Source organism: Azospirillum brasilense (assembly GCF_003349955.1).
GTDB lineage: Bacteria > Pseudomonadota > Alphaproteobacteria > Azospirillales > Azospirillaceae > Azospirillum > Azospirillum brasilense_B.
Genome location: NZ_QLKQ01000067.1, coordinates 1 through 20,031, shown reverse-complemented (window position 1 = coordinate 20,031; position 20,031 = coordinate 1). Strand labels below are relative to the sequence as shown.

Genomic DNA, 20,031 nt, shown 5'->3' with positions numbered 1-20,031 from the left:
TCAGGCCGCGATCCGCGCGTAGAGCGCGGGAAACTCGTTGAGGACCGATTCCACCTCCTCCGCCGTGGTGCAGCGGCTGAGGGAGAAGCGCAGGCTGGCCGCGGCCTCCGCCGGGGTCAGGCCCATGGCGGTCAGGACGTGGCTCGGCTCGTTGCCGCCGGACGCGCAGGCCGCCCCCATGGAGACGGCGATGCCGGCGCGGTCGAGCCGCATCAGCAGCTCCTCCGCGTCCAGCGGGCGGCCCTGCGGGTCGGCGAAGCGGATGTTGCTGGTGTTGGACAGGCGGGCCGCCCCCTCGCCGTTGACCCGGCTGCCCGGCCAGGCAGCGAGCACGCCGCGCTCCAGCCGGTCGCGCAGGATCGCCATGCTGTCGGCCTCCGCCACCGTGGCGGCGGCGCGGCCGGCGGCGGCGCCGAAGCCGACGATGGCCGGCACATTCTCCGTCCCGCCGCGGCGGTGGCGCTCCTGATGGCCGTGGATCAGCGGGGCGAAGGGCACGCCCTTGCGGATGAAGAGGGCGCCGACGCCCTTCGGCCCGTGCATCTTGTGGGCGGACAGCGTCAGCAGGTCGGCGTTCACCGCGTCGACCTTGATGGGCAGCCGCCCGGCGGCCTGCACCGCGTCGGTGTGGAACAGGGCGCCGCGCGCCTGGGCGATGTCGGCGGCGGCGCCGACCGGCTGGATCGCCCCGGTCTCGTTGTTCGCCCATAGGACGGAGACCAGAGCCGTGTCGGACGTCACCGCGTCGCGCAGGTCGGAGAGCGCGATGGTGCCGGTGCCGTCCACCGGCAGGACGGTGACCCGCCAGCCCTGCCGTTCCAGTTCATGCGCCAGCATCAGCGTCGAGGGATGCTCGATCGCCGTGGTGACGAGGTGGCGGCGCTCCGGACGCTCCGCCGCGACGGCGCGCAGCGTGCCGAGCAAGGCCGTGTGGTTGGCCTCCGTCGCGCTGGCGGTGAAGAGGATGTCCGCCGCCTTCGCGCCGACCAGCGCCGCCACCTGGGCGCGCGCCTCGCCCACCGCCCGCTTGGCGGCCATGCCGGCGGCGTGCGGGCTGGAGGGGTTGCCGAACTCTCCGGACAGGTGCGGCAGCATCGCCTCCCGCACCTCGGGCGCCAGCGGGGTCGTCGCGTTGTTGTCGAGATAGATCATGGGTCCATCGCAGGCCGTGGCGTGGAGGGGGCGGTCAGTCCATCACGCCGGGGACGCCTCGGCGGCGGCCGTCGGCGGGCGTGATCTCCTCCTCCAGGCAGCCCACGACGACGCCGGCCGGGAACTCCACCAGATAGACGGGGATCTGCGTGCCCTCGGCGTGGCCGATGCGCACGATGGTGCCGGGCGTGCCCTTGGGGGCCAGCAGCGCGCCGTCCTCGGCGTTGGGGTGGCTGCCGTCGTTGTGGAGGTCCACCGCGGCGGTGACCATCAGGCCCCAGTCGTAGAGCGGCTCGCGGGGCGGGATGAAGCCGGGCTTCTTCGCTTTGGTGACGGCGTCGCTCATCGGGTGCTCCTTGGGCAAGACGGTCATTGCGGGTCGTTGCAGCGGGCGTCGACCAGTTCGAGTTCCTTGGCGCGCATGCCGACGATGATGCGCTTCTCGTAAAAATCGACGCCGTAGATGTAATACATCTGCAAGTAGGTGCCGATCGACTTCACATAGCCGATGTCCCCGGTGCGGATCAGAAAGTCGCCCATCGGGCGTCCGGGATAGGTGCCGTCGTTGCGCACGTCGCGAAGGGCGCGGACCTTCTGGCCCTCCTCGAAGGCGGGGCGGTCTTCCAGTTCGATCGTCTCGTTCGGATCGCGGGCGCGCTCGCGCATTCGGTGCTCCTTGTTCCGGTCGGTCGGGGGGCCGGGGGCGTCAATCGGGGATCAGGTCGCCGGCGGCGGGCAGTCCGGCGCGGCGCTTCTGCGCCACGGTGCGGACGTCGTCCACCGGGTCCTCGGTCAGCGGGGCGAGGTCTTCGGGCGGCAGGCGGCTGGCGACGACGAAGCGCACGCACCAGTCGGCGTCGCGGATCAGCGCGGCCAGCTTTTCCGGCGGCAGGCGGCGGGCAACGACCATGCGGACGCGGGCGCTGTCGTCCCAAGCCATGCTCATCAGCCATTCCAGCCCGATGCGGTTGGCGACCTCCAGCCGGATTTCCGGGTCCTCGTCGTGCATCATGGCGGGCAGCATGCCCTCGGGCACGCGGCGGGCGACGCGCAGGCGCACGGAGTAATCGGGGTCGCGCATCAGCGGCGAAAGGTCGGCGTCCTCCAGCCGGGAGGCGATGGCGATGCGCACCTCGCGGTCGGGGTCGCCGCGCATCTTCAGCAGCAGGCGGCGGGGCAGGCGGCGGGCGACGGCGGCGCGCACCGTCTCGTCGGGGTCGTCCATCAGCCGCGGCACGATGAAGATCGGCGCGAAGCGGGCGGCGTTGGCGCGGACCTCGAAATAGGGATGGTCGAGATGCTCGCCCGCCAGATCGTCGTTCCATTGGAAGAAACGCTGGATGCGCTTGGCGTAGCGGTCCTGCACGCAGGCGCGCAGCGGCTCGCAGCGCCCTTCGGCCAGCCGGTCGCGGTAGGCGCAGCCGTCGCAATCGACGGGGTTGCCCAGCCAGTCCAGCGCCTTGTCGATGTCGTCGCTCATGGGTCGTCGTCCTCCGGCCCGGCTTCGAAACGATCGGCGGCGGCGAGCAGGCGGGTGGTTCCGAAGCGGTCCTTCGGGTCCAGCTCCCGGACCTTGTTCAAGGCCTCGCGCCCTTCGGCCAGACGGCCCAGGCGCAGATGCAGGTAGCCGACCGCGGTCAGGGCGAACAGGAACAGGCGCGGCGCCGGCGCCAGGCCCGCGAAGTCCGCGTGGTCATTACCGACCATGCGCCAGTCGGTGTGGTTCAGGCCGATGGCCGCCATGGCGTGGCCGAGCATCCGCTCGCCGTAGTGCAGGGCGGTGTCCAGGTTCGCCTTGTAGAAGTGGAACTTGTAATGGCCGAGATCGACCAGCCGGTGCCCCGGCGCCAGCTCGGCGGCGTGGGCAAGGTAGCGCTGCGCCGCCTCGGCGTCGGCGTGGCTGGCGGCGGCGAGATGCAGGAACCGCTCCGCCTCGGGCGGCAGGTCGCCGCCGTAGTAACGACGGTTGAGCCAACCTTCATCCACCTCGTCCAGCATGGCGGTGCGCTCCATGGACACCCTCTCCCGTGATGGGACGGGAGAGGGGTTTCGGGCGATCAGGCCGGGACGCAGCAGTCGGCCGGGCAGACCGAGGCGCATTGCGGGCTGGAGAACTGGCCCTTGCACTCGGTGCACATGTCGGCGTTGATGGCGTAGGCACCCTTCTTGAAGCTGATGGCGTTGTTCGGGCACTCGGCCTCGCAGGCGCCGCAGGCGGTGCAGTCGGAAGCCTTGATCTTGTAAGCCATGACACTCTCCTTGCAGGTGGGGCGGCTGTTGCGGTGGGCCGCCGGGTAAATCCGTGGGTTCTGGTCGGTCTCTTGGGTATCAGGCGCGCCGGGCGGTGAAGGCGCCGGTGCGGATCACCGCGTCCTGCCCCTCGCGCGCGTTGATCGCACCTTGGCCGAGGCGCTCGGCGTAGTCCTTGAAGTAGGTCAATGCCGACTCCTCGATGTATTCGAAGGCGAAGCGGTCAACCGGCTCGATGCCCGCGTCCTTGAGGCTCGTCGAGGGGCAGCCGCCGATCTTGGCGACGAAGACCGCGGTGCAGTCGTTGATCGCCGACAGCACGCCACCCAGCGCGTCCTCGTCGCCCGAGCCGCCTTCGCAATACTGGTCGACGCGGCGGTGGCCGACGAACTTGGCGCCCTTCGGACCGACCTCGTAGATCTGGAATTCCTTGGCGTGGCCGAAATGCTCGTTGATGCGCTCGCCGCCCTTGGTGGCGACGGCGATCAGGATCGGCTGCGCCTCGGTGCCGACCGTCTCGGCGACGTCGGCCTGTGCTGCGGCCTTGGCGGCGTGGCGGCCGGCGCGCTCGCCCTCGACATGCTCGCGGTAGGTGCGGGCGGCTTCCTGGTCGTACTCCACCTCGCCCATCGCCTCGATCTGGTCGATGGTGAATTCGGAGCCGCGGTCCTCGCCCAGCAGGCCGACCGCGTCGGCGCGGCACTGGCGGCAGTGGCGCATCAGCTTGGCCCCGCCCTCGCACTGGTCCTGCAGGACCTTCAGCTCCTGCGCGGTCGGGCCGCGCTGGCCGGTCAGGCCGAAATGCGTGCCGTGCGCCGGGTCGGAGATCAGCGGCATGATGTTGTGCAGGAAGGCGCCGCGCGACTTCACGGCCTTGTTCACGTCCATCAGGTGCTCGTCGTTGATCCCCGGGATCATGACGGAGTTCACCTTCACCAGGATGCCGCGCGAGGTCAGCATCTCCAGCCCGAGCATCTGGCGCTCGTGCAGGATCTTCGCGGCGTCCAGGCCGGTCCAGCGCTTGTGGTCGTGGAAGATCCACGGGTAGATGTGCTGCCCGACCTCGGGATCGACCATGTTGATGGTGATCGTGACGTGGTCGATGTTGTAGTTCGCGATGGTGTCCACATGGTCGGGCAGGGCCAGACCGTTGGTGGACAGGCACAGCTTGAGGTCCGGCGCCTTCTTCGCCAGCATCTCGAAGGTCTTGAAGGTGTTCTTGCCGCCCGCCGCCAGACTGTCGCCGGGGCCGGCGATGCCGATGACCGAGAGCTGCGGGATTTCCTTGGCCACCGCCATGATCTTGCGGAGCGCCTGATCGGGGGTCAGCTTCTCGGAAACCACGCCCGGCCGGCTCTCGTTCGAACAGTCGTATTTCCGGTTGCAGTAGTTGCACTGGATGTTGCAAGCCGGCGCCACGGCGACGTGCATGCGGGCGAAGTAGTGATGCGCCTCCTCGGAGTAGCAGGGATGGTTCTTCACCTTCTCCCACACCTCCGGCGCCATGTCGGCGGGGCCGTCCGACGACCCGCAGGAGGAGGACGCGCAGCCGGAGGCGGCGGCGGGCGGCGCCTCGGCGGCGGCTTTCAGCTCACCCACGCCCAGGATGCTGTCGAGCGAAATAACGTTGGCCATCGTCCACTCCCTTCCCAGCCGCGCCGTCGGCGCCCTTGGTCGGGTCGTTAAAAGCAAGTTCGGGGCCAATCGGGTGAATTGTGGAGTTTCAGTGTGTTATGGGGATGTGTCGGGCGTGTGGACCATGTCGGCAATCCGACAAAGGCGGACAAAGCCCAACAATGGCCGACAATGACGCCGCCTGTCGGGGACCCGACACGGGGGCGGCAATCGTGTCTGAAGTCCCCTCTCCCCTCAGGGGAGAGGGTTAGGGTGAGGGGGTTGTGCTTGGCGCTATGTCCGGCAAAAGCGCAACCCCCTCACCGGCTCTCAGCGGATGCCAGAGGCATCCGCCTGCCGCCGTCAGCGCTGGTTTTCAGCCAGCGCGAGAGGCCCTACGGGCCACCCTCTCCCCAGAGGAGAGAGGGTTAAGAGGCCGACTGCACTGCCCTATGATAAGGGGGGCATCACGCGCTCCCGACCTGGAAGGTCAGGACATGGTCCTCGTCCGGCCGCAGCGGCTCCCCTCCGAACCCGATGAGCCCGCTTCCGGTCAGCTTCGTCGAATCGCGGCGCAGCAGCAGGGAGGGGGACTCGCCCGTGCGGATGAAGGTGCCGTTGGTCGAATGGTCGGTCAGCAGGAAGCCGCCGCGGCTGAAGTCGATCACCGCGTGCTGGCGCGAGGTGCGGCGCGACGGGATGCGCAGGCCGCAGCCCTCGTCGCGCCCCACCGTGACGCGCGGCAGCAGCGGGGTCAGCGTCGCCTCGGCGCGGCGCCCGGACAGCCGCAGGGACGGCAGGCCGCGCCCGCTGCCGGGAACCGATGTGGTCAGGGCGACGGTGGCGTTGTCCTCGGCCTCCGGCGCGGCGCTGCCGTCGCGGATCTGGTGGACGCGGACCGGGGCCGCCTTTCCCTTCACCGCAACGCTGTTCAGAAGGCGGGTCCGCGTCCGCAGCGGCGGTGAGAGGCGGTCGACCAGATCGTCGGTCGCCAGGATCTCGCCGGGGCGGGCGATGGATTCCAGCCGGGCGGCGACGTTGCAGGCGTCGCCGTAGAGGTCGCCGGGGCCGGCGATCACCGGGCCGAAATGCAGACCGGCGCGCAGGCGCAGCCCGAACTCGCCTTGCCGCTCCATCATGGCGAGCGCGGCGCGGGTGGCGCCGTCGCTCCTGGGGAAGCAGGCCAGCAGCCCGTCGCCGAGGCTTTTCACCACCGTGCCGTCGTTCTCCCCGACGATCCGGCGCAGGCCCTCCAGCACCCGCTGGGTCAGCGCCGCCGCCTTGCGGTCGCCCGCCAGCTCATAGAGCAGCGTGCTGTCGGCGATGTCCACGAAGAGGAGCGCGAGGGGCTTTTCCATCCCGTGCAAAGGCCCGAAGCTGGAGGTTGCGGGAAGCGGGGCACAGCGTAAAGCCGGTGTTCCACTGTCATATCACAACCGTTCGTAACGGTTACAGGGGCCTTGGAACCCACAGGCCGCGCGGCTGACGTGCCGCAGCCGGATCGCCGGTCGGCCCTCAAGGGTTATATTGCGCGTTTGTTTCTTCCCTCATAAGATGCGGTGCAGAGAGTTCGCCGCGGTTGGACGTGCATCGCCGCCGGCCTGTCTTCCAGGGAGGGGATCATGACGGTATCGGGCGTGGCATCGGCCGCTTCATCGTTTCCGATCCTGCCCCGGTCCACCGGGGCCTCGCCATCGCCGGGGGCGACCGCCGCGAGCGGCGCTGCCGCGTCCGATCGCGTGGCGCTGAGCGGGTTGGGTGGGGCGCTTCGCGGCGACGGACTGACCGCCTTCGGTGCCCTGTCGGACGCCCAGCGCCAGCAGTTGGCCGATCTCGTCGACAGCGGGAAGATCAGCGGCGAGACGGTCAACGACGCCCTCACGCAGCGGCTGAAGCAGTCCCGCGTCAGCGCCATGGGCGCGACTCAGCGCATGTACAACAACGATCACGCCGATCTTTTCTTCGATGAGGCGACCAGCGTCGACGATCTGCGCGGTGCCTTGTCCCAGACGCTGGCCCGGCGGTCGTCGCTGATGGACAAGCTGACCGCGGCGATGAGCGAGGACGAACGGGCGTCGGCATCGACCGATCTGGCGGCGCGGACGATGAATCCGCTCCTGGCGAAGGACCGGATGGGGATGTCGCGCTACATCATGCCGGGCTTCTTCTCCATGGACTTTTCCGATTCCCGCCTGAACTCCACCAAAAAGCAGGGGGATGCCACCTACAGCCTGAAGGCGTTGGGCGTCGATCTCGACGCGATCGACAAGGCGCTGCGCAAGACCGGCGAAGAGGACGCCGCCGCCATCCTGTCGGAGCGGGCGGGTTTGTCGGCCTCCCGCAAGGTGGCGGCCGATCAGGGCTATTCGGTGGACGACGCCCTGGTCAAGCCCCTGAACGCGCTGCCGGGCGCTTCGCCGCCGGATGCCCGCGACTATTCGAATCCTCTCGACTACGGCAGGAAGCTGCGCGAGTTTCTCCAGGCGTCCTTTGCGGAAATGCGCAAGGTCGGTGAGTTGGGAGGGCACACGGTGTATCAGGTCGACCGTCCCCCCGATCCTGTCCAGCGCTCCCGGGACCTCCCGACGCCGTCATCAGCGGGCGCCACCATCGCTCAGGGAGAGCCGGTGGATCGCGCGTACATGATCGGATTGGCCGCCCGTTACTGATCGGCCCGCTGTTCCCCGCCCCTCAGAAGCGCTTGATCTCGATGTTGTATTTGCGCAGGGCGTAGCTCACCTGACGGGTCGTCATGCCGAGCAGGCGGGCGGCCTTGGCCTGCACCCAGCCGGTGCGCTCCATCGCCCAGAGCAACCGGTCGCGCAGCGACCCCGACTCCGGCTCGTCCAGCGGCACCTCGGCGGCGGGCGGCGGAGCGGCGTTGGCAGCCGATGCGGGTGCGGGAGCCGGGGCGGCGGGCGCGCTCGGCTCGGGCAGGGGCAGCGGGATCAGGGGAACCGGAACCACCGGCTGGGCGGCGCCGCAGACCGGCGACGGGCCGGCGGAACAGCCCGACGCGCAGGCCGGCCACGCGCCGCCGCCGGCACCCGCCGGTTCCGGCACCGGGGCCGGCATCGCCGGGGTTTTCGGCGCGTTGGCCGGCGCCGGACCGCCGGGGCGTCCGGGGGGGACGCGGTTGACGGCCCCCGGCCCCATGGACGGGGCGAGCCCGCCGACCGACGCGCCCAGCGTGCGGTACTGGAACAGGACCGAGGAGTTGCAGAGGTTCAGGCTGCAGGACAGGGACTCGGTGCGGATGATGCCGTCGCGCGACTGGGTGGCCGCGCGCTCGATGCAGTTCTCCAACTCGCGCACGTTGCCGGGCCAGGTGCAGCGGTTCAGCACCTCCAGCGCCTCGTCCTCCATGACGAGATTCATGCCGTTGTCCTTGGCGAACTTCGCCACGAAATGGCGGGCCAGCGGGCCGATGTCCTGGCGCCGTTCGCGCAGCGGCGGCAGATGGATGGTCACCACGTTGATGCGGAAATACAGGTCGGCGCGGAATTTGCCGTGGCCGACCGCCTCCTCCAGGTTCAGGTTGGTGGCGCAGATCAGGCGGACGTCGGTCTTGATGGTCTTGGACCCGCCGACCCGCTCGAACTCCTGCTCCTGCAGCACGCGCAGCAGCTTGGCCTGAAAGTTGGGCGAGATGTCGCCGATCTCGTCGAGGAACAGCGTGCCGCCCGACGCCAGTTCGAACCGGCCCTTGTGGTCCTTCTGCGCGCCGGTGAAGGCGCCCTTCTCGTGGCCGAACAGCTCCGATTCCAGGAGCGATTCCGGCAGGGCGGCGCAGTTCACGCGGATGAAGGGGGCGTCCTTGCGCGGCGACATGTTGTGGATGGCCCGCGCGATCAGCTCCTTGCCGGTGCCGCTCTCGCCGCGGATCAGCACGGTGGACTTGAAGGGCGCCACCCGGTGGACCTGGGCCATCACCTCCAGCATGTTGGGGCTGGTGCAGACCACGTCGTTGATCGGGGCGGCGATGGGCCGCAGCTCCTTCTGCATGCGGAAGGTCTCCCGCATCATGAAGCGGCGTTCCTCGGCCACGGTGCGGTGCAGCCGCACGGTCTGGCCGATCAGGTTGGCGACCATGGTCAGGAAGCGCACGTCGCTGCCGAAATGGCCCTGCGGCCCCTCGTCGGAAATGCGGTCGATGGTCAGCACGCCGACGACCACCCCCGCGGCCTTGATCGGCACGCCGACCAGCGAGGCCACCTGCTCGTCCAGGTCCTCGCGCCCGCCGGTGCGGTTCAGGAACAGCGGTTCCTCGGCCAGATTCGGGACGACGGCGGGCATGCCGGTCTTCAGGATGCGGCCGGTGATGCCTTCCCCGTCGCGGAATTCGATCTGCGCCGCCGCCTCGTTCGACAGGCCGTTCGCGGCCACGAGACGCAGCACATTGTCCTCGCCGACCAGATAGACGCGCCCGCGGTGCATCTGCAGCTGGTAGGCCAGCGCGCGAAGCACCTCGCGCAGGGTCTGCTGGAGGTCGAGAGAGGAACCGAGGATCTTGCTGACCTCATAGATGGTCAGCAGTTCCAGGTTCGACGTGGACTGGCGCATTGCACCCGGCATGATCGACACCCCCTGCTCAACCGGGACTCCGGACGCCGCGCACCAGCGCGCTCGTCGATGCGATCCCGGCACGGCGCCTTGAACCGTTCCTCCCGGGGTGGGGTGTGCGCTCGTTTCCGATCGGCGCCTTTGACCACCGGTGCGCCCGCCGCGCGTGCTTCCGTGACAAGCCGTTCGCGCTGCGGACTGTCGAAAGTTTCGGAAACTCTCGGTCGAAAGGCAAGCCCTTTTGCATATCAGTTGCTGCGGCGCACAATGACTTATGGCTGCGGCAGAACGGCGCAACCCTTGAGAAAACTGGTGTTTCCATCGTTTCCGCACTAATTACTGACTGGTCAGTAATATTTTCTCCACCCTGGAGGACGGCATGCCGGAGGATGATCCCGCCGTTCCGCGCTGGCGCCGCCGCAAGCAGGCGCGCCCCCGGGAGATCGTCGACGCCGCCCTGACCGTCTTCGGCGAGCGCGGCTTCGCGGCGGCCCGGCTGGACGACGTCGCGGCGCGGGCCGGGGTCAGCAAGGGCACGCTCTATCTCTACTTCCCGAACAAGGAGGAGCTGTTCAAGGCGGTGGTCCGCGAGGCCATCCTGCCCAACCTGGACATGGCCGAGCGTCTGCTCGCCGGGGCGCAGGGACCGAGCTTCGCCGTTCTGGAAACGCTGCTGACCCTTTTCGCGACGCGCATCCTGAAATCCCGCGCCGGCGCCATTCCCAAGCTGATCATCGCCGAGGCCGGCAATTTCCCCGACCTCGCCCGCTTCTATTACGACGAGGTGATCCGCCGCGCCTTCGCCCTGCTGGCGGCGGTGCTGGAGCGCGGCATGGCCTGCGGAGAGTTCCGCCCGGTGGACGTCGACTCGACCGTCCGGCTGATCGTCGCGCCGATGCTGATGAGCGCTCTGTGGCGCTCCTCCTTCGAGGCGCTGGAGGGCCGCCCGCCGGACGTCGCCGCCCTGCTGGCCGCCCATCTCGACGCGCTGCGCCGGACGCTCGCCCCGGAGGGAGGACCGCCGTCATGAGCTGGATCGCCGACACGCTGGCGGCGGCTTTGTCCGTCCTCGGCCTGGGCGGCGGGGACGCCGTGCCGCTGGCCCACGGCTACGCCGAGGGCGAGTATCTGCGCATCGCCGCCCCGGTGGCCGGGACGCTCGACACGCTGGCGGTGACGCGCGGCGGGCGGGTGGAGGCGGGCGCTCCGCTTTTCGCGCTTGACCGCACCAGCGCGCGGGCGGAGCGCGACCGGCTCGCCGCCGCGTTGGCGCAGGTGCGGGCGCAGTTGGCCGACCTGCGGACGGGCCGGCGCCCCGACGAGCTGGCGGTGGTCGCCGCCCAGCGCGCCCAGGCCGAGGCGGCGTTGCGCTATTCCGAAGCGGAGCTGGCGCGGCAACGGACGCTGGTGGCCCGCAAGGTCAGCTCCGACGACCGTCTGGACGCCGCCCGCGCCACCCGCGACCGCGACCGCGCGCGGCTGGAGGAGCTGACCGCGCAACTGGCCGTCTCCAACCTGCCGGCCCGTCCCGACCAGATCCGCGCGGCGGAGGACGCCGTCGCCCAGGCCGAGGCGGCGCTGGCCCAGGCGGAGAAGCGCCTCGCCGAACTGGCCCCGCTTGCGCCCGAGGCGGCGCTGGTCGAGGACACGCTGTTCAATCCCGGCGAATGGGTGCCGGCGGGCGCCCCGGTGGTCTCGCTGCTGCCGCCGTCGAAGCGGAAGCTGGTGGTCTTCGTCCCGGAGCCGCTGATGGCCCGCGTCCGTCCGGGCGACCGGGTGACGGTGCGCTGCGACGGTTGCCCGCCCGGCCTGTCGGCGCGCGTGACCTACGTGGCGCCACGGGTGGAATACACCCCGCCGGTGATCTACAGCGTCGGCAGCCGCGAGAAGCTGGTCTTCCGCGTCGAGGCACGGCTGGACGACGGGGCGGCGCTCAACCCCGGTTTGCCGGTCGACGTGGAACTGCCGCGATGACCGGGAAACCCGCCATCGACGTGCGCGGTCTGGTCAAGCGTTTCGGCACCAAGACGGTGGTGGACGGCTTCTCCATCCGGGTGGCGCGCGGGCAGATCTACGGCTTTTTGGGGCCGAACGGGTCGGGCAAGACGACGACCATCCGCATGCTCTGCGGGCTGCTGACCCCGGATGCCGGGGAAGGGAGCTGCCTCGGGCTCGACATCCGCCGCCAGAGCGCCGCCATCAAGCGGCAGGTCGGCTACATGACCCAGAAGTTCAGCTTCTGGGAGGACTTGAGCATCGCCGAGAATCTGGATTTCGTCGCCCGCATGTACGGGCTTCCGGACCGGCGGCGGAAGGTCGCCGCGGCGCTGGAGCGGCTGGGACTGGGCAACCGGCGGGCGCAGCTGGCGGGGGAGCTGTCCGGCGGCTGGAAGCAGCGTCTGGCGCTGGCCGCCTGCATCCTGCACGAGCCGAAGCTGCTGCTGCTCGACGAGCCGACCGCGGGCGTCGATCCCAAGGCGCGGCGGGAGTTCTGGGACGAGATCCACCGGCTGGCCGCCGAGGGTCTGACCGTGCTGGTCAGCACCCATTACATGGATGAGGCGGAACGCTGCCACGCCATCGCCTACCTCGCCTACGGCCGGCTGATGACCCAGGGCAGCGTGGAGGAGGTGATCGCCACCTCGGGGCTGGTCACCTACGAGGTCGGCGCGCGGGGGGCGGGCGGTCCGGATCTCGGGCGCATCGCGGCGGCGCTGCGGGGGTGCCCCGGTGTCGAGATGGTCGCGGCCTTCGGCGCCCGGCTGCATGTCAGCGGCGGTGATGGCGCGGAGCTTGAGGAGGCGTTGCGCCCCTGGGCCGCCGACCCGGGCTTGCTGGTGCGGCGAACGGAGCCGACGTTGGAGGATGTGTTCATCCATCTGATGAACCGCAGCACGGACAACTTCGCATGACCGCGCCGCCGGTGGGCAGGGCAGGGGCGTCCCCGCACCGTCGCGACAGCCGGTGCGGGGACAGCGCGCGGTCACTCGATCGACGCGGAGGTCACGCCGGTGTTCTTGTTCCAGCGCAGCGTCAGCTTGGAGATCTTGCAGAGGTTCAGGTTCTGCCAGACCGCCGACTCGCCGTCGTCATAGATGACCTTCATGTCCCACTTGCAGGTCTTTTCGGCCCTGTCGAAGCTCAGCTCGAACTCTTCGCCGTCGTCGAGGACGTCACGGCCGAGGATGTCTTCATCCCACTTCTCGTTGGCGGACTCGCTGACATAGATGTGCTTCAGCGCGTAGCCGGTCTCGTTCGCGATGGTGAAATCCTGTTGCCCGGCCAGAGCGGCGCCATGAAGCAGGAACAGGGCGGCCACGGCGGCGGCGCTCTTGGCAAGAATAGAAGTCACTTCATGTCTCCCGCATACGAGTTAATCCTTACGGACGGTGCTTGAAGCAATTTTCATATGTCAATGGGCGCCAAGTCGCCCGGCGATGCCGAAGTAAAAGGGTTGTGTTTCATCCTCGAAATGCACGGTCAGGGAGGGGCACCATGGCGCGGTTTTCCTTCGCGCGCTTCGTCGCGGTGATGGTGAAGGAGTTCATCCAGATGCGGCGCGACCGGCTGACCTTCGCCATGATGGTGGGGGTGCCGGTGCTTCAGCTCGTGCTGTTCGGTTTCGCCATCAACTCCGACCCCAAAAGCCTGCCGACCGCCGTCCACGCGGCCGACTCCAGCCCCTTCGCCCGCACGCTGGTGTCGGCCATGGCGAATTCCGGCTATTTCGAGGTGACCCGCGCCGCCGCCAGCCCGGCGGAGCTGGACCGCCTGCTGGCCGAAGGACGGGTGCAGTTCGCGGTCACCATCCCGGCGGGATTCGCCCGCGACCTGCAGAGGGGCGAGCGGCCGGTCCTCCTGGTCGAGGCCGACGCGACCGACCCGGCGGCGACCAGCAACGCGCTGGCCGCCCTGACCACCATCGCGCGGCAGGCCCTGGACCCCGACCTGACCGGACCGCTGGCCCCTCTGCGCTCCTCCCCCGATCCGGTGGAGCTGCGGGTCCACCGCCGCTACAACCCGGAGGGCATCACCCAGTACAATGTGGTGCCCGGCCTGATGGGGGTGGTCCTGACCATGACCATGGTGATGATGACCGCGCTGGCCGTCACCCGCGAGCGGGAGCGCGGGACGATGGAGAACCTGCTGGCCATGCCGGTCCGCCCGTTCGAGGTGATGTTGGGCAAGATCGTGCCCTTCATCCTGGTCGGCTACATCCAGGTCGTCATCATTGTCCTGGCCGCTCGGCTGCTGTTCGGCGTGCCCATCGTCGGCAGTCTGGCCCTGCTGTCCGCCGTGCTGGTGCTGTTCATCGCCGCCAATCTGGCGGTGGGCTTCACCTTCTCCACCGTGGCGAAGAACCAGCTCCAGGCGATGCAGATGTCCTTCTTCTTCTTTCTGCCGTCGATGCTGCTGTCCGGTTTCATGTTCCCCTTCCGCGGCATGCCCGGCTGGGCGCAGGCGGTGGGGGAGGTTCTGCCGCTGACCCATTTCCTGCGCATCGTCCGAGGCATCCTCCTGAAAGGCAACGGCCCGGCGGACATCGCCGGGGAGGTGGCGGCGCTGCTGATTTTCCTGGTTGCGGTTACGGCCGTCGCGCTGAAACGCTACCGGCAGACCTTGGACTGAGCAGTAAACGGCGGCCGGGCGCCGCCCGTCATCATCGACGCGCGGCGTCAGCGGCAAGTCGAAATCGGTTGTGACATGGGCGTGAGCCTCACCTTTCGTTAAGAAACATTGGCTCTAATCTTTCCCGGTTGGCGGTCCGTGGGGGAAGATGATGGGGCGCTTGGCGATTGGCCCGACGGTTGCGATGCTCGCGGCGGTTTTGCTCGCCGCCGGATTGGCCGGACCGGCCGAGGCCGGATCGCACAAGAAAAAGAAGCCCGCACCACCGGCCCCCAATTCCATCGCCTGGAGTCAGGTGAGCGGCCCCGCGTTGGGGCCGGCCCAGTCGATCGGCGGTTACGCCGCGGGTTGCATCACCGGCGCGCAGGCCCTGCCGGGAGAAGGCACCGGCTACCAAGTCATCCGGATGTCCCGCCAACGCTATTACGGCCATCCGGAGCTGATCGATTATCTGAAGGGCTTCGGGCGGAAGGTCGCGGCGGCCGGGCTGGGGACCGCGCTGATCGGTGACATGGGGCAGGCGCGCGGCGGCCCGATGAGCTTCGGCCACGCCAGCCACCAGATCGGGCTGGACGCCGACGTCTGGCTGCGGCTCGACCACCCGCCGATGGGCCGCAACGCGCGGGAAAGCCTGACCGAGATCAAGTACGTCGATTACGGGCGCGTCCGCGTCACCGACGACTGGTCGGAGCGGCAGGCCCAACTCGTCCGCATCGCCGCCAGCGACCCGCGGGTGACGCGGATCTTCGTCAATCCGGCGATCAAGCTCGCCATGTGCCGCCATGCTTGGCCGGACCGCGCCTTCCTGCGCAAACTGCGGCCCTGGCACGGCCATGACGGGCACATGCACATCCGCCTGGGCTGCCCGGCGGGAAGCCCGCAATGCGAGGACCAGCGCGACATTCCCGACGGCGACGGCTGCGGCGACGAGGTCGCGTCCTGGCTCGGTTCGGTCTATCCGGTGGTCGAGAGGCACAACGGCAAGCCGCAGCCGCGCTACGTCAGCATGCCGCCCGCCTGCACGCCGGTGCTGCGCGCCGCCGGGACTCGGGTCGCCGCCATGGACGGTCCGTACGCGGAAAAGGCGTTACGGTAATGTGACGCAGGATTTTGCGCTTGCACGGACGGAACACCCGGATACTGTGAAAGTCGGAATGAATCCGTTCGCATCGCGGAAATATCAGGTCCGCCCTGCGAACGAACCGGTCGTCCGGCGGTCCAGGCAACGGGGCAGGCGCGAAGGCGATGAGCGATAAGAGCGGACACGATCACGGGGGCGCTCCCCGCATCAAGCTCAAGACCCGCCTTCACGCCTGGTGGGAGGGGTACGACCTCTCCGGCCTGAAGGGCAGGGGCGGCGAGGAGGACGGCAAGCCGCAGGCCGGCGCCGTTCCGGCCCAGCCCGCCGCCCACGGGCACGGTCCCGGCATGAACCGCTGGGGAAAGCCGCTGTGGAGCGCCACGCGGATCGAAGTCGCGGAGAAGCTGTGGGGCGAGGGCTTCAACACGCCGGGCGGCCACGACCACATTCCCTACCTGGTGAAGCCGCTCGGCCTGAATCCGGCGATGAGCGTGCTGGATCTGTCCGCCGGGCTGGGCGGCACCAGCCGCACCATGGCGAGCAAATACGGCTGCTGGGTCACCGGGCTGGAGGCGTCGGAGCTTCTGGCGAAGGAGGGGATGATCCGCTCCTTCAAGGAGGGGCTGGAGAAGAAGGCCCCGATCGAAACCTACGATCCGGAGAATTTCAGCTATCCCAAGCGCGTGGACGCGATCGTCTACAAGGAGGGGATGTTCTCCGTCCGCGGCAAGGACCAGCTGTTCGACGGGATGGAACTGGCGCTGAAGCCGCGTGGCCACCTGCTGATGACCGATTACGTGATCGAGCCGGCGCTGGCCGGGGCCAAGGCCGTGCAGGTCTGGTGCGACAAGGAGCCGATGCAGCCGCGTCTGTGGTCCAAGGACCAGATGGCCGCCGCCTTCGCCCAGCGGAACCTGGACCTGCGAATCGCCGAGGACATCACCGACACCCACCGCAGCCTGATCGTGAGCGCCATCCAAGGGCTGGTCGAGCATCTGGAGCGCCACCATCTGGACCACGAGACCAAGCTCGCCGTGATGGACGAGGTCGAGCTGTGGGTCCGCCGCGTGTCCGCCATCGAGGCGGGCATGAAGGTCTGCCGTTTCTACGCGCTGAAACCGGCGGAATAGCGTCGAAACGGCCCTGTCCGGCGGGAAACGCAACCGCGACGGGGGCCGTTGACAGCGGGGATGCGCCGCACTATGGTGCGCGCCTTCGATCGAGCCGCCGACCGACCAGGATGAAGAATTATGAAGATCGTTAACTCTCTCAAGTCGATGAAGACGCGCCACAAGGCCTGCCGCGTGATCCGCCGCAAGGGCCGCGTCTACGTCATCAACAAGCAGAACCCGCGCTTCAAGGCCCGCCAGGGCTGAGACCGGCGGCCGGGTCCGCCCGGCCGACTGTGTGCTGTGTTGTTGAACGCGACGCCGCGCCGTTCCCCTGGGACGGCGCGGCGTCGCGTTTTGCGTTCCCAGGGCAAGCCTGCGTTCCCTTCACGTCATCCGGTGGGAACCAGAGTCGCGCGGGGTGGGGCCGGGCTTCGGCCGCCGGGATCGCCGTCGCGATCCAAAGCGGAACACAATTCGTTTCAACGTTTGTTTCGATTGAAAGACACGTCGATTCCGGACAGTTTCAGGCTGACTTTGCGATCCGGAGTTGATGGATGACCAGAAGTTTGGACCTGGGCAGCGGCCCCCATCCGAAGAACCACTTTTCGGCGGATGAACTGTTCGGACTCGACATCGAGGACCACACCGCGCCGAACATCCGGAAGGCGGATCTCGCCGTGGATGCGCTTCCCTTCGAGGACGGCTACTTCGACTACGTCACCGCCTTCGACGTCATCGAGCATGTTCCGCGAATCGTCTACACGCCGCGCCGCCGCAACAGCTTCATCGCGCTGATGGATGAGATCCACCGCGTGCTGAAGCCGGACGGGCTGTTTTATTCCCAGACCCCCGCCTACCCCCACGCCGAGGCGTTCCAAGACCCCACCCACGTCAACATCATCACCGAGAACACCTTCCCCTTCTATTTCGACGACCAGCATCGTTGGGCGGCCAACTATGGCTTCCGCGGGGCCTTTCGGGTCGTGTCGCAGGAGTGGCGCGCTTTCCATCTGCTGACGACGCTTCGGAAGGTGCCCGCTCCGGCCTGACCGGGGGCCGGCTGGCCGAAACGGGGACTGGTGCCGGGGCGGCTTCGATGCTACCTCTGGAAAGGGAACGCCGCAGGAACAACCCCGGCGACCGACATGAGGGGAGGACGGCCGGCCATGCGGATGCCCGCGCCCGACGACGGCGTCATCGCGCGCCGACGCGAGATCATCGCAGCGCTGCGGGCCATCGTGCCCGGCGAGGGGGTGATCGCCGACGAAAGCGAGCTGCGCGCCTATGAATGCGACGGGCTGACCGCCTACCGCCAGCTCCCCATGGTCGTGGTGCTGCCCAGCACGGTGGAGCAGGTGAGCCGGGTGCTCCGGACCTGCAAGGAGATGGGGGTGAAGGTGGTGCCGCGCGGCGCCGGCACCTCCCTGTCGGGCGGCGCGCTGCCGCTGGCCGACGGCGTGCTGCTGGGGATGGGCAAGTTCAACCGCATTCTCGACATCGACGTCGCCAACCGCTGCGTGGTGACCCAGCCGGGGGTGACCAACCTCGGCATCTCCAACGCGGTGGCGCATGAGGGCTTTTATTACGCGCCCGACCCCTCCAGCCAGATCGCCTGCACCATCGGCGGCAACATCGCCGAGAATTCCGGCGGGGTGCATTGCCTGAAATACGGGCTGACCACCAACAACGTGCTGGGGCTGGAAATGGTGCTGATGGACGGCACCATCCTGCGGCTGGGCGGCAAGCATCTCGACGCCGGCGGCTACGACCTGATGGGCGTCGTCACCGGCTCCGAAGGGCTGCTGGGGGTGGTGACCGAGGTCACGGTGCGCATCCTCAGGAAGCCCGCCACCGCCCGCGCCGTGCTGATCGGTTTCCCGACCAGCGAGCAAGGCGGCGACTGCGTGGCCGCCATCATCGCCGCGGGCATCATCCCCGGCGGCATGGAGATGATGGACCGGCCGGCGATCCACGCGGCGGAGGATTTCGTCCACGCCGGCTACCCGTTGGACGTCGAAGCGCTGCTGATCGTCGAGCTGGACGGCCCGGCGGCGGAGGTCGACCACCTGATCGATCGGGTGGCGGAGATCGCGCGGTCCAAGGGCTGCTGCTACTCCCGAGTTTCGACCTCGGAGGAGGAGCGGCTGTCCTTCTGGGCCGGGCGCAAGGCGGCCTTCCCGGCGGTGGGGCGCATCAGCCCCGACTACTACTGCATGGACGGCACCATTCCGCGCAAGGCGCTGCCCCTGGTGCTGCACCGCATGCAGGAGATGTCCGACCGCTACGCGCTGCGGGTCGCCAACGTCTTCCACGCCGGGGACGGCAACCTGCACCCGCTGATTCTCTATGACGCCAACAAGCCGGGCGAGCTGGAGCGGGCGGAGGCCTTCGGCAACGACATCCTGCGCCTGTGCGTCGAGGTCGGCGGCGTTCTGACCGGCGAGCATGGCGTGGGGGTGGAGAAGCGCGACCTGATGACCGACCAGTTCGACGAGGTCGATCTCGACCAGCAGCAGCGCATCAAATGCGCCTTCGACCCCGACGGGCTGCTGAACCCCGGCAAGGTCTTCCCCAAGCTGCACCGCTGCGCCGAGCTGGGCCGCGTGCACATCCACAAGGGGGAGCTGCGCTTCCCGGACATTCCCCGATTCTGAGCCCCCGATTCTGAGGCCACCTGCATGACCGTGACCACCTTCAAGCCCGATTCGGCGGCGCAGGCCGCCGACGCGGTGCGCTGGGCCCTGTCGGAGGGGACGCCGCTGGACGTCGCCGGCTCGGGGTCCAAGCGCGGCCTCGGGCGTCCGATCGAGACCGCCTGCACGCTCAATCTCTCCGGCCTGTCCGGAGTCGTCGCCTATGAGGCGGAGGAGCTGGTGCTGACCGCCCTGGCCGGCACGCCGATGGCCGAAATCCTGCCGATGCTGGCGGAGCGGCGGCAGCAGCTCGCCTTCGAGCCGCAGGATCTCGGGCCGCTCCTTGGGCAGCCGGAGGGACAGGGGACGCTGGGCGGCGTCATCGCCTGCGGGCTGGCCGGGCCGCGGCGCATCAGCGCCGGCTCCGCCCGCGACCACACGCTGGGCATCGCGGGGGTGAACGGGCGCGGCGACCTCTACAAGGGCGGCGGCAAGGTGGTGAAGAACGTCACCGGCTACGACGTGCCCAAGCTGATGGCCGGGTCCTTCGGAACGCTGACCGTGTTGACCGAGCTGACGGTGAAGGTGCTTCCAGCGCCAGAGGATTGCCGGACGCTGCTGCTGGCCGGGCGCGAGGACGCCGGGGCCGTGGCGGCGCTGACCGCGGCGCTGCAGAGCCCCTACGACGTCTCCGGCGCCGCCCATCTGCCGGCTGCGGTGGCGGCGCGGTCCCATGTGCGGACGGTCGCGGCGGCGGGCGGAGCGGTCACGCTGGTGCGGGTGGAGGGCTTCGGCCCGTCGGTCGCCGCCCGCGTCGCCGCGCTGAAGGAGGAACTCGGCGCCGACGCCGTGCTCGACCTGGACGAGTCGCGGGCGGTGTGGAGGGAGGTCCGGGACGTGGCGTACTTTTGCCCCCTCCTTCCAACCCTCTCTTGCCCCCACCCTAACCCTCCCCCGCTTACGCAGGGGAGGGAACTCGACTCCCACCCCCGCCCAG

At 69.0% G+C, this 20,031-nt stretch carries 21 protein-coding genes; 11 read left to right on the top strand and 10 right to left on the bottom strand.

Annotated elements, in window-relative coordinates; all coding sequences use genetic code 11:
• The 8 genes from DXK32_RS24275 to DXK32_RS24240 all read right to left on the bottom strand — a co-directional run bounded on the left by DXK32_RS24275 (nucleotide 1) and on the right by DXK32_RS24240 (nucleotide 6,374).
• Nucleotides 1-1,152 (bottom strand): cysteine desulfurase family protein, encoded by a 1,152-nt coding sequence (locus DXK32_RS24275; protein ID WP_114860848.1) that lies wholly within the window; start codon nucleotides 1,150-1,152, stop codon nucleotides 1-3.
• A 34-nt stretch (nucleotides 1,153-1,186) separates the two neighbouring features.
• Nucleotides 1,187-1,498 carry a nitrogen fixation protein NifZ gene (locus DXK32_RS24270; RefSeq protein ID WP_114860867.1) on the bottom strand — a complete coding sequence of 104 codons (312 nt, stop codon included), beginning with the start codon at nucleotides 1,496-1,498 and terminating at the stop codon, nucleotides 1,187-1,189.
• Nucleotides 1,499-1,521: 23 nt separating this feature from the next.
• Nucleotides 1,522-1,818 (bottom strand): nitrogen fixation protein NifZ, encoded by a 297-nt coding sequence (locus DXK32_RS24265; RefSeq protein WP_114860847.1) that lies wholly within the window; start codon nucleotides 1,816-1,818, stop codon nucleotides 1,522-1,524.
• Between the two features lie 40 nt (nucleotides 1,819-1,858).
• The gene (locus DXK32_RS24260) at nucleotides 1,859-2,632 is read right to left on the bottom strand and encodes a 4Fe4S-binding leucine-rich repeat protein (RefSeq protein ID WP_114860846.1); all 774 of its coding nucleotides are present in this window, start codon (nucleotides 2,630-2,632) and stop codon (nucleotides 1,859-1,861) included.
• Nucleotides 2,629-3,165, bottom strand: coding sequence for a hypothetical protein (locus tag DXK32_RS24255; protein WP_114860845.1), 537 nt, complete (start codon nucleotides 3,163-3,165; stop codon nucleotides 2,629-2,631). Before DXK32_RS24255 ends, DXK32_RS24260 begins: the two co-directional genes overlap by 4 nt.
• Before the next feature lie 44 nt (nucleotides 3,166-3,209).
• The gene (locus tag DXK32_RS24250; RefSeq protein WP_114860844.1) at nucleotides 3,210-3,401 is read right to left on the bottom strand and encodes a 4Fe-4S binding protein; all 192 of its coding nucleotides are present in this window, start codon (nucleotides 3,399-3,401) and stop codon (nucleotides 3,210-3,212) included.
• Nucleotides 3,402-3,480: 79 nt separating this feature from the next.
• The gene (gene nifB / locus DXK32_RS24245; RefSeq protein ID WP_114860843.1) at nucleotides 3,481-5,037 is read right to left on the bottom strand and encodes a nitrogenase cofactor biosynthesis protein NifB; all 1,557 of its coding nucleotides are present in this window, start codon (nucleotides 5,035-5,037) and stop codon (nucleotides 3,481-3,483) included.
• Nucleotides 5,038-5,483: 446 nt separating this feature from the next.
• Nucleotides 5,484-6,374, bottom strand: a complete 891-nt coding sequence (locus DXK32_RS24240) for an adenylate/guanylate cyclase domain-containing protein (RefSeq protein WP_114860842.1) — start codon at nucleotides 6,372-6,374, stop codon at nucleotides 5,484-5,486.
• Between the two features lie 264 nt (nucleotides 6,375-6,638).
• Here DXK32_RS24240 and DXK32_RS24235 point away from each other — a divergent pair, with 264 nt between their 5' ends.
• On the top strand, nucleotides 6,639-7,685 hold the full coding sequence (locus DXK32_RS24235) for a hypothetical protein (RefSeq protein ID WP_162801334.1): 1,047 nt from the start codon (nucleotides 6,639-6,641) through the stop codon (nucleotides 7,683-7,685).
• A 22-nt stretch (nucleotides 7,686-7,707) separates the two neighbouring features.
• Here the strand turns inward: DXK32_RS24235 and nifA are convergent, their stop codons facing one another.
• Nucleotides 7,708-9,591, bottom strand: coding sequence for a nif-specific transcriptional activator NifA (gene nifA, locus DXK32_RS24230; protein WP_114860866.1), 1,884 nt, complete (start codon nucleotides 9,589-9,591; stop codon nucleotides 7,708-7,710).
• 367 nt (nucleotides 9,592-9,958) lie between these two features.
• On the opposite strand from nifA, the gene DXK32_RS24225 reads away from it, so the two are divergent.
• The 3 genes from DXK32_RS24225 to DXK32_RS24215 are packed head-to-tail and all read left to right on the top strand — an operon-like array spanning nucleotide 9,959 to nucleotide 12,491.
• Complete coding sequence (locus tag DXK32_RS24225; protein ID WP_114860840.1) at nucleotides 9,959-10,609, top strand: TetR/AcrR family transcriptional regulator; 651 nt, start codon at nucleotides 9,959-9,961, stop codon at nucleotides 10,607-10,609.
• On the top strand, nucleotides 10,606-11,553 hold the full coding sequence (locus DXK32_RS24220) for an HlyD family secretion protein (protein WP_114860839.1): 948 nt from the start codon (nucleotides 10,606-10,608) through the stop codon (nucleotides 11,551-11,553). Before DXK32_RS24225 ends, DXK32_RS24220 begins: the two co-directional genes overlap by 4 nt.
• Nucleotides 11,550-12,491, top strand: coding sequence for an ABC transporter ATP-binding protein (locus tag DXK32_RS24215; RefSeq protein WP_114860838.1), 942 nt, complete (start codon nucleotides 11,550-11,552; stop codon nucleotides 12,489-12,491). The genes DXK32_RS24220 and DXK32_RS24215 overlap by 4 nt, the downstream gene beginning before the upstream one ends.
• Before the next feature lie 71 nt (nucleotides 12,492-12,562).
• Here the strand turns inward: DXK32_RS24215 and DXK32_RS24210 are convergent, their stop codons facing one another.
• Nucleotides 12,563-12,931: a hypothetical protein gene (locus DXK32_RS24210; protein WP_114860837.1), complete on the bottom strand. Its 369-nt coding sequence runs from the start codon at nucleotides 12,929-12,931 to the stop codon at nucleotides 12,563-12,565.
• A gap of 143 nt (nucleotides 12,932-13,074) precedes the next feature.
• Between DXK32_RS24210 and DXK32_RS24205 the strand changes: the two genes are divergently transcribed.
• The 7 genes from DXK32_RS24205 to DXK32_RS24175 form a co-directional block, all read left to right on the top strand.
• Nucleotides 13,075-14,208 carry an ABC transporter permease gene (locus DXK32_RS24205; protein ID WP_114860836.1) on the top strand — a complete coding sequence of 378 codons (1,134 nt, stop codon included), beginning with the start codon at nucleotides 13,075-13,077 and terminating at the stop codon, nucleotides 14,206-14,208.
• A 184-nt stretch (nucleotides 14,209-14,392) separates the two neighbouring features.
• Nucleotides 14,393-15,304: a penicillin-insensitive murein endopeptidase gene (gene mepA / locus DXK32_RS24200; protein WP_247877319.1), complete on the top strand. Its 912-nt coding sequence runs from the start codon at nucleotides 14,393-14,395 to the stop codon at nucleotides 15,302-15,304.
• Between the two features lie 149 nt (nucleotides 15,305-15,453).
• Nucleotides 15,454-16,419: an SAM-dependent methyltransferase gene (locus DXK32_RS24195; RefSeq protein ID WP_114860834.1), complete on the top strand. Its 966-nt coding sequence runs from the start codon at nucleotides 15,454-15,456 to the stop codon at nucleotides 16,417-16,419.
• A gap of 120 nt (nucleotides 16,420-16,539) precedes the next feature.
• Nucleotides 16,540-16,665 carry a type B 50S ribosomal protein L36 gene (gene ykgO / locus DXK32_RS24190; protein WP_012973122.1) on the top strand — a complete coding sequence of 42 codons (126 nt, stop codon included), beginning with the start codon at nucleotides 16,540-16,542 and terminating at the stop codon, nucleotides 16,663-16,665.
• Between the two features lie 290 nt (nucleotides 16,666-16,955).
• Complete coding sequence (locus DXK32_RS24185; protein WP_114860833.1) at nucleotides 16,956-17,450, top strand: methyltransferase domain-containing protein; 495 nt, start codon at nucleotides 16,956-16,958, stop codon at nucleotides 17,448-17,450.
• A 117-nt stretch (nucleotides 17,451-17,567) separates the two neighbouring features.
• Nucleotides 17,568-19,055 carry an FAD-linked oxidase C-terminal domain-containing protein gene (locus tag DXK32_RS24180; protein ID WP_114860832.1) on the top strand — a complete coding sequence of 496 codons (1,488 nt, stop codon included), beginning with the start codon at nucleotides 17,568-17,570 and terminating at the stop codon, nucleotides 19,053-19,055.
• A 24-nt stretch (nucleotides 19,056-19,079) separates the two neighbouring features.
• On the top strand, nucleotides 19,080-20,031 hold a 952-nt coding region (locus DXK32_RS24175), incomplete at its 3' end, for an FAD-binding protein (RefSeq protein WP_247877318.1).

Excerpts from the sequence above, each read along its gene's own strand:
- DXK32_RS24275 (WP_114860848.1), bottom strand. The coding sequence starts at position 1,152 with ATGATCTATCTCGACAACAACGCGACGACCCCGCTGGCGCCCGAGGTG.
- DXK32_RS24270 (WP_114860867.1), bottom strand. The coding sequence starts at position 1,498 with ATGAGCGACGCCGTCACCAAAGCGAAGAAGCCCGGCTTCATCCCGCCC.
- DXK32_RS24265 (WP_114860847.1), bottom strand. The coding sequence starts at position 1,818 with ATGCGCGAGCGCGCCCGCGATCCGAACGAGACGATCGAACTGGAAGAC.
- DXK32_RS24260 (WP_114860846.1), bottom strand. The coding sequence starts at position 2,632 with ATGAGCGACGACATCGACAAGGCGCTGGACTGGCTGGGCAACCCCGTC.
- DXK32_RS24255 (WP_114860845.1), bottom strand. The coding sequence starts at position 3,165 with ATGGAGCGCACCGCCATGCTGGACGAGGTGGATGAAGGTTGGCTCAAC.
- DXK32_RS24250 (WP_114860844.1), bottom strand. The coding sequence starts at position 3,401 with ATGGCTTACAAGATCAAGGCTTCCGACTGCACCGCCTGCGGCGCCTGC.
- nifB (WP_114860843.1), bottom strand. The coding sequence starts at position 5,037 with ATGGCCAACGTTATTTCGCTCGACAGCATCCTGGGCGTGGGTGAGCTG.
- DXK32_RS24240 (WP_114860842.1), bottom strand. The coding sequence starts at position 6,374 with ATGGAAAAGCCCCTCGCGCTCCTCTTCGTGGACATCGCCGACAGCACG.
- DXK32_RS24235 (WP_162801334.1), top strand. The coding sequence starts at position 6,639 with ATGACGGTATCGGGCGTGGCATCGGCCGCTTCATCGTTTCCGATCCTG.
- nifA (WP_114860866.1), bottom strand. The coding sequence starts at position 9,591 with ATGCCGGGTGCAATGCGCCAGTCCACGTCGAACCTGGAACTGCTGACC.
- DXK32_RS24225 (WP_114860840.1), top strand. The coding sequence starts at position 9,959 with ATGCCGGAGGATGATCCCGCCGTTCCGCGCTGGCGCCGCCGCAAGCAG.
- DXK32_RS24220 (WP_114860839.1), top strand. The coding sequence starts at position 10,606 with ATGAGCTGGATCGCCGACACGCTGGCGGCGGCTTTGTCCGTCCTCGGC.
- DXK32_RS24215 (WP_114860838.1), top strand. The coding sequence starts at position 11,550 with ATGACCGGGAAACCCGCCATCGACGTGCGCGGTCTGGTCAAGCGTTTC.
- DXK32_RS24205 (WP_114860836.1), top strand. The coding sequence starts at position 13,075 with ATGGCGCGGTTTTCCTTCGCGCGCTTCGTCGCGGTGATGGTGAAGGAG.
- mepA (WP_247877319.1), top strand. The coding sequence starts at position 14,393 with ATGCTCGCGGCGGTTTTGCTCGCCGCCGGATTGGCCGGACCGGCCGAG.
- DXK32_RS24195 (WP_114860834.1), top strand. The coding sequence starts at position 15,454 with ATGAGCGATAAGAGCGGACACGATCACGGGGGCGCTCCCCGCATCAAG.
- ykgO (WP_012973122.1), top strand. The coding sequence starts at position 16,540 with ATGAAGATCGTTAACTCTCTCAAGTCGATGAAGACGCGCCACAAGGCC.
- DXK32_RS24185 (WP_114860833.1), top strand. The coding sequence starts at position 16,956 with ATGACCAGAAGTTTGGACCTGGGCAGCGGCCCCCATCCGAAGAACCAC.
- DXK32_RS24180 (WP_114860832.1), top strand. The coding sequence starts at position 17,568 with ATGCGGATGCCCGCGCCCGACGACGGCGTCATCGCGCGCCGACGCGAG.